Source organism: Salinibacterium sp. NYA9b, from assembly GCF_976973725.1.
Map to the genome: position 1 here is coordinate 814,165 of NZ_OZ333476.1, position 11,824 is coordinate 825,988.

At 62.3% G+C, this 11,824-nt stretch carries 13 protein-coding genes; 6 read left to right on the forward strand and 7 right to left on the reverse strand.

Annotated features, from left to right (window positions below; genetic code table 11):
* The first annotated feature begins 15 nt into the window (after nucleotides 1-15).
* The gene (locus tag ACWFSR_RS03900) at nucleotides 16-630 is read left to right on the forward strand and encodes a general stress protein (protein ID WP_197110270.1); all 615 of its coding nucleotides are present in this window, start codon (nucleotides 16-18) and stop codon (nucleotides 628-630) included.
* An 86-nt stretch (nucleotides 631-716) separates the two neighbouring features.
* Here ACWFSR_RS03900 and ACWFSR_RS03905 read toward each other — a convergent pair whose 3' ends face one another.
* Nucleotides 717-2,195 (reverse strand): aminopeptidase P family protein, encoded by a 1,479-nt coding sequence (locus tag ACWFSR_RS03905; protein WP_197110269.1) that lies wholly within the window; start codon nucleotides 2,193-2,195, stop codon nucleotides 717-719.
* 96 nt (nucleotides 2,196-2,291) lie between these two features.
* Entirely contained in the window at nucleotides 2,292-3,305 is a 1,014-nt protein-coding gene (locus tag ACWFSR_RS03910) for an endonuclease/exonuclease/phosphatase family protein (protein ID WP_197107360.1), read from the reverse strand.
* A 33-nt stretch (nucleotides 3,306-3,338) separates the two neighbouring features.
* On the opposite strand from ACWFSR_RS03910, the gene ACWFSR_RS03915 reads away from it, so the two are divergent.
* Together ACWFSR_RS03915 and ACWFSR_RS03920 are read left to right on the forward strand one after the other, a co-directional pair.
* Nucleotides 3,339-4,205, forward strand: a complete 867-nt coding sequence (locus ACWFSR_RS03915) for a PHP domain-containing protein (RefSeq protein ID WP_197107359.1) — start codon at nucleotides 3,339-3,341, stop codon at nucleotides 4,203-4,205.
* Nucleotides 4,206-4,263: 58 nt separating this feature from the next.
* The gene (locus tag ACWFSR_RS03920; protein ID WP_447523109.1) at nucleotides 4,264-5,436 is read left to right on the forward strand and encodes a MalY/PatB family protein; all 1,173 of its coding nucleotides are present in this window, start codon (nucleotides 4,264-4,266) and stop codon (nucleotides 5,434-5,436) included.
* Here the strand turns inward: ACWFSR_RS03920 and ACWFSR_RS03925 are convergent.
* Complete coding sequence (locus ACWFSR_RS03925; protein WP_447523110.1) at nucleotides 5,433-6,137, reverse strand: TetR/AcrR family transcriptional regulator C-terminal domain-containing protein; 705 nt, start codon at nucleotides 6,135-6,137, stop codon at nucleotides 5,433-5,435. The genes ACWFSR_RS03920 and ACWFSR_RS03925 overlap by 4 nt on opposite strands.
* An 84-nt stretch (nucleotides 6,138-6,221) precedes the next feature.
* On the opposite strand from ACWFSR_RS03925, the gene ACWFSR_RS03930 reads away from it, so the two are divergent.
* Nucleotides 6,222-6,959: an NAD(P)-dependent oxidoreductase gene (locus tag ACWFSR_RS03930; RefSeq protein ID WP_447523111.1), complete on the forward strand. Its 738-nt coding sequence runs from the start codon at nucleotides 6,222-6,224 to the stop codon at nucleotides 6,957-6,959.
* A gap of 56 nt (nucleotides 6,960-7,015) precedes the next feature.
* The gene (locus ACWFSR_RS03935) at nucleotides 7,016-7,969 is read left to right on the forward strand and encodes an L-lactate dehydrogenase (RefSeq protein WP_447523112.1); all 954 of its coding nucleotides are present in this window, start codon (nucleotides 7,016-7,018) and stop codon (nucleotides 7,967-7,969) included.
* On the opposite strand, the gene ACWFSR_RS03940 is transcribed toward ACWFSR_RS03935, so the two are convergent.
* Nucleotides 7,958-8,692 carry a hypothetical protein gene (locus ACWFSR_RS03940; RefSeq protein ID WP_197107354.1) on the reverse strand — a complete coding sequence of 245 codons (735 nt, stop codon included), beginning with the start codon at nucleotides 8,690-8,692 and terminating at the stop codon, nucleotides 7,958-7,960. The two genes, ACWFSR_RS03935 and ACWFSR_RS03940, sit on opposite strands and share 12 nt — an antisense overlap.
* 189 nt (nucleotides 8,693-8,881) lie before the next feature.
* On the reverse strand, nucleotides 8,882-10,381 hold the full coding sequence (locus tag ACWFSR_RS03945) for a DEAD/DEAH box helicase (protein ID WP_197107346.1): 1,500 nt from the start codon (nucleotides 10,379-10,381) through the stop codon (nucleotides 8,882-8,884).
* Nucleotides 10,382-10,556: 175 nt separating this feature from the next.
* Between ACWFSR_RS03945 and ACWFSR_RS03950 the strand changes: the two genes are divergently transcribed.
* Entirely contained in the window at nucleotides 10,557-11,273 is a 717-nt protein-coding gene (locus ACWFSR_RS03950) for a ferritin-like fold-containing protein (protein WP_197107345.1), read from the forward strand.
* 14 nt (nucleotides 11,274-11,287) lie between these two features.
* Here the strand turns inward: ACWFSR_RS03950 and ACWFSR_RS03955 are convergent, their stop codons facing one another.
* Both ACWFSR_RS03955 and ACWFSR_RS03960 read right to left on the reverse strand, forming a co-directional pair.
* Nucleotides 11,288-11,578 carry a hypothetical protein gene (locus ACWFSR_RS03955; RefSeq protein ID WP_197107344.1) on the reverse strand — a complete coding sequence of 97 codons (291 nt, stop codon included), beginning with the start codon at nucleotides 11,576-11,578 and terminating at the stop codon, nucleotides 11,288-11,290.
* Between the two features lie 2 nt (nucleotides 11,579-11,580).
* Nucleotides 11,581-11,805 (reverse strand): DUF3107 domain-containing protein, encoded by a 225-nt coding sequence (locus ACWFSR_RS03960; protein ID WP_129073342.1) that lies wholly within the window; start codon nucleotides 11,803-11,805, stop codon nucleotides 11,581-11,583.
* Nucleotides 11,806-11,824: the final 19 nt, after the last annotated feature.

An 11,824-nucleotide genomic window follows, 5' to 3' on the forward strand; every position in this document is an offset into this window, starting at 1 on the left:
TGGGAGAATGAACCGATGAGTAACTTCAGTGGATTTTCCCGCCGCGCACCTCTTCAGACGAGCGTGCCCCGCGGAGACGTACTTGGCCGGTATGCCAGCTACACCGACGCCCAAGCCGTAATCAACCAACTAGCCAAAGCAGAGTTCGATATCAAAGGCGTCGCGATCGTCGGTCGTGAGCTCACGACCGTCGAAGTGGTCACTGCACGCCTCAGTTATGGTCGTGCCGCACTCTCCGGTGCCACGAGCGGTGCCTGGCTCGGACTCTTCTTCGGACTGATCTCCACGATCATTTCGCCGTTCAGCACGCAGCAGATCGGCATCTTCTTTGCCGCTATCGTGGCCGGTGCTGGAATCGGCATGATCTTCGGTGTCGTCAACTACTCGATCATGCGCAAGCGTCGCGACTACGCGGCGAGCTCTCAACTGCTTGCCGAGCACTACGACATCATCATCGCTCCCGGCCTCACCGCCAAGGCTCACACAATTCTGGGAACGGCTGCCAGCGCGCACGGCGTACACGCAGCACCGCACGTGCCGACTCCCTCAGGAACGGTCGAGAGCAACGAGAGCACTGAGTCGGATGCCGAAGGCTCCGATACCGAACGCTCAGACAAAGCCGCCAAATAGCGGGCAGGCGCCGCTTACTCGCAGTGCTGCGGTCTTGCAGTGCTGAGGTGGCGCGCGCCGCGATTGGCTGACGCGCGCCTACACAACTAGGAGCGGGCGATCCACGCTTCTACGGCATCCGCTGTTCGTGGGATGTTCACCGACAGGTTCTCGGCACCGTCTTCGGTAACGACGATGTCGTCTTCGATGCGCACGCCGATGCCGCGGTATTCCTCGGGAACGGTGAGATCGTCGGGCTGGAAGTAGAGGCCGGGCTCGATCGTGAAGACCATGCCGGGCTCCAGCACGCCATCAAGGTACATGTCGCGACGGGCTGCAGCGCAGTCGTGCACGTCAATGCCGAGGTGGTGGCTTGTGCCGTGCACCATGTAGCGGCGGTGGAACTGCTTGTCAGCCTGCAGCGACTCTTCGGCGGAGACAGGCAGGAAGCCCCACTCGGCAGTCTTCTCAGCGATGACCCGCATTGCTTCGGCGTGGATGTCGCGGAACTTGATTCCGGGGCGCACGATAGCGAACGCCGCATCTGCCGCTTCCAACACCGCGTTGTATACGCGACGCTGCACCTCGGTGAAGGTGCCGCTGATGGGCAGGGTGCGCGTGATGTCGGCCGTGTAGTAGCTGTCGAGCTCAATACCGGCGTCGATCAGGATGAGGTCGCCGGCATTGACCGGACCATCGTTGCGGGTCCAGTGCAAGACGCACGCGTGCGGGCCAGAAGCGGCAATGGTGTCGTAGCCGACCGTGTTGCCCTCGGCGCGGGCGCGACGGTTGAAGGTGCCCTCTACGAGGCGCTCGCCGCGGGTGTGCTCCACGATGGCGGGCAGGTCAGCGATGACGTCGTTGAAGCCCATCTGCGTGGCATCAACGGCTGCGCGCATTTCGGTGACCTCGTAGGAGTCCTTGACGAGGCGTAGCTCGCTGAGGTCGCGGCTCAATTCGTCGTCACCGTCATGCTCGAGAGCTTCAGAATCGGCGGCGAGCAGACGGCGGCCATCAACCTGGTCGGTGACGTCGCGGTCGGCGTCGCGCACGATCACAGTCGAGGCGTCGACGCTGTCGAGCACTGCCTCAAACTCCACCAACGGGAGAGTCGCAAGGCCGAGATCGGTGGCTACGTTGTCGAGAGAGGGGCGCGGTCCGGTCCAGAACTCTCCGACATCCGGGTTCGCGTAGAACTCACTCGTGTCACGGCCTGCAGTCGGACGGAAGTACAGGGTGGCCGAATGACCATCAGCGGTTGGTTCCATCACGAGCACACTGCCGGCAACAACATCCGAACCCCACCCGGTGACGTGCGCAAAGGTGGAGTGGGCGCGGAACGGGTAGTCGGTGTCGTTGGAACGCACCTTGGCGGCACCTGCCGGAATGATGAGGCGCTGGCCGACATGAAGCTGCGAGAGGCGCTCGCGGCGGGCAGCAGCAAAAGCAGACTGCTCGCGGGGAGTGACCTCGGCGTCAACGCGCTCAGCCCACCCCGAAGAGATGTACTCAGCGAAGCCCGAAGACTGCGGAGTTGTAGAACGGTTAGAGGTCGCGCGGGGGCTGGGTGTCGAAGTATCTGCCATACCTCTAGTGTCTCTCGTTGCACGGTAAAACGCACTATCGAGAGGGTCCCTCAGTGTTCGCCTGATTGCGGGGTAGTCGGCGCTCAGGCTGGGCGGCTACTGAGTGCGAGAGAGTGTCGCGAGAATAGGGCGGTGGTCACTGCCGAACCCATCATGAGACTCGACTACGCGCATCCCCGTCGTGGTCCACTCGCTGGTGGACATCACATGATCGATGGGAGCACCCAGGAGCGACGGCAACTGGGTCGGCCAGGTGCCGATGGCGGCGTTATCGGTCGTGGACGCGGCATCCGTGCAACTACCGAGCGCAAAGTCTGCGCCATCGGTGAGCGACGCGTAGTGGTCGAGGGTCGAATTGAAATCCCCAGCGAGGATGACATTGGTTGCGCGGCACTGTTCGGCCAGCCAGTCGAGGTCGGTGCGCCAGTTCGTCATCTCGCCTCGCACGGGGGCGACGGCGTGCACGGCCACAATCGTGGGATTGGCGGGGTCTTGAGGAATCGCTACGACACTCGGCAGCGTTGACGTGGTGCGCGCCTGCAGGTCTACGTCGTATTCGCCCAGAGCAACGCTGATGAGCACGGTTGTTGATCGCGACTTCGAGATCTGGTCGTAGGCAACCGTGTGAACCCACATCGGTCGGTCGGCTGCTGCCATCAGTTGGGCAATCTCAAAGCCCAACTCTCGGGTGGTTTCGGGCAATGCCACGATGTCGGCGTCATTTTCTAACGCGAGGTCTGCAATCGCTTCGGCCCCGGGAGCGTCGCCGAGAGTGTTCCACGACAACACGGTCACGTCGCCTTCTGCTTTCGTCTCGAAGCCCGGGCTGCCGAACCCGCGAGTCGCCAACACCACAAGAGTGAGCGCGCTAAAAGCGAGAGTGACCACAGCGAGGGATGCCGCGAAGCGGTGCATCCGCGCCGACAAGAGTGCAATGAGCGTCAAGGCCAGCACAGCAATGAAGGCTGCGGCAGCGCTGAGTCCGCGCAGCGAAACCACCTGGGCAATGCCAACCGTCTGCTCAAGAGAGAACAGTTGTGGCCAGGCCGCGACAATAAGGGCGGCTGCGGTGGCGAGTATAAAGATCGCCGCAAGAAAGCGTTGAATCATAGCGACCTGAGCCTAGAGCAATAGGCTTGCATAATGCTCAACACACCGATCGACCTGCACACTCACAGTGCCGTGTCCGACGGTACCGAAACGCCAACCCAGCTCGTGCGGTCCGCCGCTCGCGCTGGGCTCGGAACGGTAGCGCTCACCGACCACGACTCCACCGCTGGCTGGCAGGAGGCGATCTCTGCGGCATCCGTGTCGGGAATCAACGTGATTCCGGGCATGGAGTTGAGTACCAACTTTGGGCCAGCCAGCGTTCACGTGCTCGCCTATCTGTTCAATCCGCTCGATCGCACCATCGTGACCGAAACGGCACGCATTCGTGATGGTCGGCTTCGTCGTGCCGAGCGCATTGTCGAGAAGATCTCTCTCGACTACGACCTGACGTGGGATGACGTGCTCGCCGAATCGTCGGACGGCACAACGCTGGGGCGCCCGCACATCGCTGACGCACTCGTGCGCAAGGGGCACGTTGCCAACCGCAGCGCTGCGTTCGAGAGCATCCTGCACTGGCAGGGCGGGTATTACGAGAAGTACTACGCGCCGACTCCGCTCGAGGGCGTCAAGATGATCGTCGCTGCCGGGGGAGTGCCCGTGCTCGCGCATCCAGCCGCCCACGGAAAATACCGCTCAATGGATGACGCGGTGATCCGCGAACTCGTCGACAACGGGCTCTTCGGGCTCGAGGTTTATCACCGCGACAATACCGACGATGGCAAAGAGTGGTTGCTCACCGTCGTCAAGAAATTCGGTCTCGAAATCACCGGCTCCAGCGACTACCACGGAGAAGGCAAGCCCAACCGTCTGGCCGAGAACACGACTGACCCCGAAGTGCTCGACAAACTTATTGCCCGTGCGACCGGTTCGAAGCCGTTCATCGCGGACACCACTCCCTAACGACTGCGTGGCCCCACAGGCCAGCGCACACGCATCACCCCGCCGAGTAGGAGACAGCATGACCAGCAACGCCGAACAGTGGAACGCCCTCACCCCCGAATTGCTCCGCAGCCGAGGCAGCAACAAATGGACTGCACCCGAAGGTGAACTGCTGTGCGCCGGCGTCGCTGAGATGGACTTTGGCACGGCACCTGCTGTGCTCGACGAATGGGCCTCGATCGCCGAGCGCCTCGAGTTCGGGTATCCCGCAGAATCCGTCGCCCTCGAGATGAACTCGGCGACCGCGAAATGGCACCACGAGCAATACGGCTGGAAAGTGGATGCCGCAGATGTTCACCCGCTCGCTGACGTCCTTAAAGGGCTAGAGCTTGCCATCCTCGAGTTCAGCAAGCCTGGTGCGCCGGTAATCGTGCCGACTCCTGCCTACATGCCCTTCCTCCTGTTGCCGAAGACTTTCGGCCGTGAGGTCATTGAGTCGCCCATGCTGCGCGGCGACGACGGCAGTTTCTCAATTGACCTCGACGACGTAGCTCGTCACTTCGCTGCGGGCGCGAACCTTTTCGTTCTCGCTAACCCCGGCAACCCCACCGGCAAGGTTTTCACGGCTGATGAGTTGTCGGCGCTCGCCGATGTCGCCGATGCTCATGGGGCTCGTGTCTTCAGTGACGAGATCCACTCGCCGCTCACGCTGTTCGGCACGAAGCACGTGCCGTTGGCGAGCGTCTCGGATGCCGGAGCACGCGTTGCGATCACAGCGACCAGCACGTCGAAGGCCTTCAACCTGCCCGGGCTCAAGTGTGCCCAAATCATCCTGAGCAACGACGCCGACCGCGCGCTGTGGGAAACGATCGGCTGGATGGCGTCACACGGTGCCAGCACCCCCGGAATGCGCCTCAACACCGCCGCGTACCTCGGTGGCGAGCCGTGGCTCGGCGAAGTGCGCGAGTACATAGAAGGCAACATCGAGTATGCGCGGGCGGCGCTCGCAGAACTGCTGCCGGAGGCACGCATGGCTCCGATGCAGGGCACTTATCTGGCCTGGCTCGACTTGCGCGCCTACTCGGACGAGCCAGAGCTCTCCGAGATGTTGGCGGAGAAGGCGGGCATCCGGGTCAATGGTGGTGTCGGCTACGGTGCGGTGGGCGCCGGTCACATCCGGGTGAACCTAGCGACGTCGCGCCCCATTCTGGAACGCATCATTGCGCAGCTCGCTGCGGCGATGACGGCCTAGCGCGTAGCGACCGCCTCGCCCCAGCCGGGGAGGGGCAGGCGCTGTTCGAGTGAATCGAGGATGAGCTCGAGGCCGATCTCAAATTCGTTGGCGTAGCTGTAGCCGGGCAGCATCGCGTGGCCAACGGCCATTTCGGTGAGGTGCGGAAATTCGCCGACCGGCATCTCGGTGACGATTCCCTCGGCGACCTCGGTGAGTTCTTCTGAGGTGTCGAACGGCAGGCTGAGTTCTTGCAGCACGAAACCGTAGATATAGCTGTCGAGCGCGGAAAAGGCATGGGCAGCACCGGCAATGGAAAAACCGCCGGCGCGCAGGGCGCCGATGACGGCATCGTGGTGACGAAGCGTCGAAAGACCGGGGTCTCGGCGTGAATCCATGAGCCCGATGGCCCAGCGATGGCGCACGAGCACGTTGCGGGTGGAGACGGCGCGGTCGTGCATGGCCCGCCGCCAACCGTGTTCGGTGGTGGGGAGTTCGATTTCTCCGAAGACCAGATCGACAAGGCCCGTGAGGATCGCATCCTTGTTGGGCACGTGGTAGTAAATCGACATCGCTTCTACGCCGATGCGATCGGCGAGTTTGCGCATCGTGAGAGCAGCGGAGCCCTCTGCATCGGCAAGCTCGAGGGCGGCGGCGAGCACGGCTTCGCGCGTGATCGGGGGGCGCTTCTTGGCGGTGCGCGTTCGGCTCTTGTCTGGCACTCGGCTGCTCCTTGTCGTAGGGGGCATTGACTATCTTACTTCGTAAGGTAATCTTACGGCGTAAGGTTCATTCGAGAGGAAACCATGACCAGCTCCGAAAACAGTCGTCCAGCAACCCCGGCCGCACGCCAGCGCGTGTGCATCGTTGGCATCTCCGGCAAGCTCGGCCAGTATTTAGCAGTTCACGCACTTGAACGCGGTTATGAAGTCGTGGGAGTGTGCCGCCCGAAGAGCGTGACGAAGCTTGAACACTTCGGCGACCGCATCACGGTAATACCGGGGGAGACCTCTGATCGCAGCGTCATTGAGCGAGCGGTCGCGGGCTGCACCGCCGTATTGACGGTTCTTGCGCCGTGGGGCGTGCGGGATTACTCGTCACGCACAGCGCAAGCCGTCATGGATTTCGCTCCGGCTGGGGCACGACTGATCTTCTCGTGCGGCTGGCATGTGAGAGCGAGTGCAGCCGACGTTTATTCGCGACGCTTCCTCGCGACGGTGGCCATCGCATCCTGGCTCGCGAAGGCGGTGCGCGCCGTCGACATCGCTGATCAGACCCGCGCCGCAGAACAGATCTTCGCGAGCAACACGCAGTGGACGCTCGTGCGAGGCAGCGATCTTGAAGAGGGCGAGAGCGAGGGCCTGCCCGTCTGGAGCTCCGCCGTCGGTTCGCCGATCTTGGAGAGTAACCTCACGCGCCGCACCGATTTCGCCCTCTTCATGGTGGAGGCAATCACCAATGACGCCCTCATTGGGCAAGCGCCAGCGATTGTCGGATGCCGCAGCGAATCTGCCCTCGCATACGCGTCGGCCGCGCACGCCTAGCTCGTACCACGGCTACGGCCGCGACCGGCGCAGGGCAGTCGTGGGACACTAATCGCATGAGCCTTGTCGAGAACTCAAAGCTGACCATTGTTGGAGCCGGAAGCGTGGGGGCTAGTGCCGCCTACGCTGCGCTGATCAGAGGCTCTGCCCGCCAGATTGCGCTGTACGACATTGCCACTAAAAAGGTGGATGCCGAAGTGCTTGACCTTGCCCACGGCACTCAGTTCACCGGGTCGAGTCAGATTATGGGCGGGAGCGACATCTCGGTCGTGAAGGGCTCGCACGTTGTGGTGATCACCGCTGGCGCGAAGCAGAATCCCGGCCAGTCCCGCATCGAACTTGCTGATGTCAACGCGCGCATTATCGGTTCGATGATGCCGCAGCTGATGGAGGTCGCCCCCGACGCGATTTATGTCATCGTGACCAACCCCTGTGACGTGCTCACGGTGCTCGCGCAAGAGCAGTCGGGCCTGGCGCCGGAGCGTATTTTTGCGTCTGGCACTGTGCTCGATACCTCGCGACTGCGCTGGAAGCTTGCCGAGCGCGCTGGCGTCTCACCTTCTAGCGTTCACGCGTCGATTATTGGCGAACACGGTGACTCAGAGTTTCCGCTGTGGTCGCGCGCCACCATCGGTGGCGTGCCGATTCTGGAATGGCAACGCGACGGCCACCCCCGCATGACAGAAGCCGAGCTCGACGAGATCGCCGACGGTGTCCGTAACGCCGCCTACAAAGTCATCGAGGGCAAAGGCGCGACGAACTATGCGATCGGGTTATCGACCGCCCACATCGTGGAAGCGATCCTTGGTGACAAACACTCCGTCATGCCGGTTGCTCCCGTGCTCACTGACTTCCATGGACTCAGCGGTGTCGCACTGTCAGTGCCCTGCATCGTGAGCGCAGCCGGGGCGGCACCGATCAAAGAAACCACCTTTAGCGAGACTGAGTTGCGCCTGCTCACCGAGTCGGCGAACACGCTTCGTGGTGTCGCTGACTCGCTACGACCGTAGAAGCGACCTCGCCCGCGAGCGCGACCGTGTCCGAGGCTTCGGCGATGCCGTAGTGGCGGTGGCCTCTGCGGCAGTGTTGGCGACGAGCATCCGGCAATCATCGATGGCACCCTGAAGCAGCGCTTTGAGCCGCGCGTCAGCGCTGGGGGAGCACGCGTAGGCGATGCCAATGACGGACGTGCGGATGATCGACTGGGCCATTCGCGTCACCTCACGACTATGGCGCGCGCGATGATCGCTGGGGCACTCCGCACTGAACGTGCGCGCCCAGAACTCAGCCGCTGGGGCTTGCGCGAACGCGAAGGCAACCGCATCTTTCAGATCGTCGTGGGGGAGGGGCTCGAATGCAGCCAGTTGCGACTGTGTCGAGAGGATGCCAACGGCAAGAGCACGCTGACGTCCTTCACTGGCGATCGGCAGAGCGGTCGTTGCTGCACGCAGCGCGATACGAAGCGCCAGGCGTGGATCGTCGCTTGTGACGCCAATCACCGATGGAATGAGCTCGACGAGCTCCGAGCGATCGTGGTCGGCGGTGCAGTCGTTCACGAGACGCGCCAGAAGGGCCAGCGCCGGATGAGTGCACGAAGGATGATCGCTCCATTTTTCGCCGGCAAGATAGGAGGCGAACTCCATGAAGCAGCCGCCCCGGCGGGGAGTGCGATGGCGCCCGGCAGAGAGAACGGGCATGAAATCTGGTGAAGAGTTCTTCTGTTGCACCGGCATTGTTCTCCTCCTTCGCTACCGTGCGCTGAGGAACATTTTTTCTATTGTGCGCCTGTTCTGGCGATAAAACCAGTGCTTGTGCTAACCGCGCTGAGAGCAGTTATTGGCGGCTGCAGCGTGCGCCGGGCCCTCACGAAGAAAGCCCCACTCGAGGTGGGGCTTTCTTATGAATCTGACGGGCGGCGTGCGCTACGCGGTCGGAGGCGCAGTGGGTGCGCCTTCGTTTCCGCCGCGACGGCGACGCGTGCGCTTGCGACGGGCGGGGGCTCCACCATCGTGGGTGCCGCCGCCTTCGGGGCGGACGTTGTCGTCAGCCGCGCGTGCGCTGGAAACAGAATCGCCCTCGCTCGAGCGTGAACGCGCATTGGAGTCGGAACCCGATCCAGAGCGCGTGCGGTTGCGGGGAGGACGCGAAGAGTCGGTTGAACGCTGTGATCCGCGGCCACCGCCTGATCCTGATCCCGAGCCCGAAGCAGCTCCACTGGTGCGCACAGCCGGAGCGTGCGAACCAGGAAGGCGGCCCTTAGTTCCCTCAGGAATGTCGAGGTCGGAGAAGAGGTGCGGGCTCGACGAGTAGGTCTCGGTCGGCTCGGGTATGCCCATTTCGAGCGCCTTGTTGATGTGCGTCCACTTGAGCATGTCTGCCCAGTCCACGAACGTGACAGCAACACCGGTCTTGCCGGCGCGACCGGTACGGCCAGCGCGGTGCAGGTAGGTGTCGTGGTCGTCGGGGATGGTGTGGTTGATCACGTGGGTGACGTCGTTGACGTCGATGCCTCGTGCCGCAACATCCGTCGCGATAAGAATGTCTTTCTTGCCAGCCTTGAACGCAGCCATGGCGCGCTCACGCTGCTCTTGGTTGAGGTCGCCGTGCACGGCAGCAGCGTTGAAGCCGCGGTCGTTCAGCTCTTCAACAAGCTTGGCAGCAGCACGCTTGGTGCGCGTGAAGACAACAGTCTTGCCGCGACCCTCCGCCTGCAGGATGCGCGCGATGACCTCGTCTTTGTCGAGGTTGTGCGCGCGGTAAACGACGTGCTTGATGTTCTTCTGCGTCAGGCCCTCGTCGGGGTCAGTGGCGCGGATGTGGATGGGCTTGTTCATGAAGCGACGAGCGAGAGCCACAATCGGGCCGGGCATCGTTGCCGAGAACAGCATCGTGTGACGAGTAGGAGGCGTCTGCGCGAACAGCTTCTCGATGTCGGCAAGGAAGCCGAGGTCGAGCATCTTGTCTGCCTCATCCAAGACCATCACTTTGATGTCTTTGAGCGAGAGCATGCGCTGGCTGGCGAGGTCGAGCAATCGACCAGGCGTGCCGACGATCACTTGGGCGCCGGCCTTGATCTGTTCGACCTGACCTTCGTAAGCTTTGCCACCATAAATGGCAGCGACCTTGGTTGAGCGGTTGGATGCCGCGAGCACGAGGTCTTCAGCTACCTGAACACAGAGTTCGCGAGTCGGCACCACAATGAGTGCCTTTACTCCGGGCTCGGGATCTTTGCCGAGCGACTGCAGCACGGGAAGCCCGAAGCCGAGTGTCTTACCGGTACCGGTCTTGGCCTGACCGATGATGTCCTGGCCTGCGAGGCCCATAGGAATGGTTTGAGTTTGGATCGGGAACGGTTCGATGATGCCCTTGGTGGCAAGAGCATCGACCATGTCCTGATCGATATTGAGTTCTGAAAAAGTCACGTATGAAGCCCGTCTAGGTGCGATGCGCCCTTTTTGACCTGGGGCGCCGGACCCCCTCCTGAGTCGGGGGGATGCCCGTAGTTTAGCGGGTTCTGCTGGGTCGAGGCCGTGAATTGAGGCGGCGAGGCGGGTTGTTGCAACTGCGCAGGGCTCTCGCACGCTCTAAGCTGGCTCCGTGGTTAAGTGGTTTTCGCGCAAGCCAGGTCGCATCGAAGTGCCTCGCCTTCGGTCACGATCTGATGTTGCAGCGACCGAAAAAGTAGCCCTCGCGGAGTTCACTCCCGACATTCTCGCCTTCTTGGGGCGCGCAGCGTATGTGCAGCTCAAGATCTTTGAGAACCTCTCGCGCGTCATTTCTAACGCTCCCACTACCGCTGCGAAGACCTCGATCGGCAAAGCGGCGGAGTTGTCGCTGTCGAAGCACCGCCGGTTGGTGGAAGAAATCACGAAGGCTGGCGGCTCGCCTGCCGAAGTGATGGACCAATTCACTGAAGCCGTCGACAACTTCGAACGCATCGCTCGTGGCGCTGACTGGTACGAATCGCTCATCACCGCCTACCTGAGCGCCGGATTCTTTGACGACTTTTACGCGCGACTTGCTGCCGGGCTTCCCACGGAATCACACACTCGACTCGTCGAAATTTTCCGCGGAGAGTCAGGCGAGAAGGTTCTCGCTGAATATCTGCAGGCAGCGATCGATGCCAATCCCCGCCTTGATTCGCGACTGGCGATGTGGGGCCGTCGGCTCATGGGCGACATGATGCTGTTGGCGCGTTCCGCGCTCGTGTTCCCTGACCACACTCGCACCACGGAGGCGCAGGTTGAGCCGGTGTTTACCGAGCTCATTGCCGCGCACACCCGTCGAATGGATGCGCTCGGCCTGACCGCCTAGCGAACTGCGTTCAGTTAGCTGCGCGAGAGCGCTTCGAAGGAACGCACATCGGCGACTTCGCGGTGACGCGGTAGGCGGATAGCGACGACCAGAGCCACGGCAATGCCGGCGAGCAGGCTCGCAACCCAGATCCAGGTGCCGTCAAATGTGAGGCCGACCCAGACCAGAGCAACCCACACGGTTGCGGTAACGGCAGCACCGATAGCGGGCAACAGCGCCGCACCGTACATGCCGCGCGACGGCAGCAGGTAACGAATGATGGTCGCGAGCGACGCTCCGATGACGGTGACGAACAGCAGTTCCACTGTTAGGCCACGAATCCGATGCGGCGCGACTCTTCTTCGCCGAGTTCGACGTAGGAGACTGACGCGGTAGGAACGATGTAAAGCTTGCCCTTGGCGTCACGCAGGCTCACGTACTTGGCATCCGAGTTCAATGCCTCGGCGATGATGGTCTCGACCTCGCTCGACGACTGTGCCGACTCGAAGTTGATCTCACGGGGGCTGTTGTTGATACCGATGCTAATGTCCACGACCCAAGATTACGACACA

Bases quoted from the DNA above. Each gene is read 5' to 3' on its own strand.
- ACWFSR_RS03905 (WP_197110269.1), bottom strand. From the start codon at position 2,195: ATGGCAGATACTTCGACACCCAGCCCCCGCGCGACCTCTAACCGTTCT.
- ACWFSR_RS03915 (WP_197107359.1), top strand. From the start codon at position 3,339: ATGCTCAACACACCGATCGACCTGCACACTCACAGTGCCGTGTCCGAC.
- ACWFSR_RS03910 (WP_197107360.1), bottom strand. From the start codon at position 3,305: ATGATTCAACGCTTTCTTGCGGCGATCTTTATACTCGCCACCGCAGCC.
- ACWFSR_RS03920 (WP_447523109.1), top strand. From the start codon at position 4,264: ATGACCAGCAACGCCGAACAGTGGAACGCCCTCACCCCCGAATTGCTC.
- ACWFSR_RS03940 (WP_197107354.1), bottom strand. From the start codon at position 8,692: ATGCCGGTGCAACAGAAGAACTCTTCACCAGATTTCATGCCCGTTCTC.
- ACWFSR_RS03900 (WP_197110270.1), top strand. From the start codon at position 16: ATGAGTAACTTCAGTGGATTTTCCCGCCGCGCACCTCTTCAGACGAGC.
- ACWFSR_RS03930 (WP_447523111.1), top strand. From the start codon at position 6,222: ATGACCAGCTCCGAAAACAGTCGTCCAGCAACCCCGGCCGCACGCCAG.
- ACWFSR_RS03935 (WP_447523112.1), top strand. From the start codon at position 7,016: ATGAGCCTTGTCGAGAACTCAAAGCTGACCATTGTTGGAGCCGGAAGC.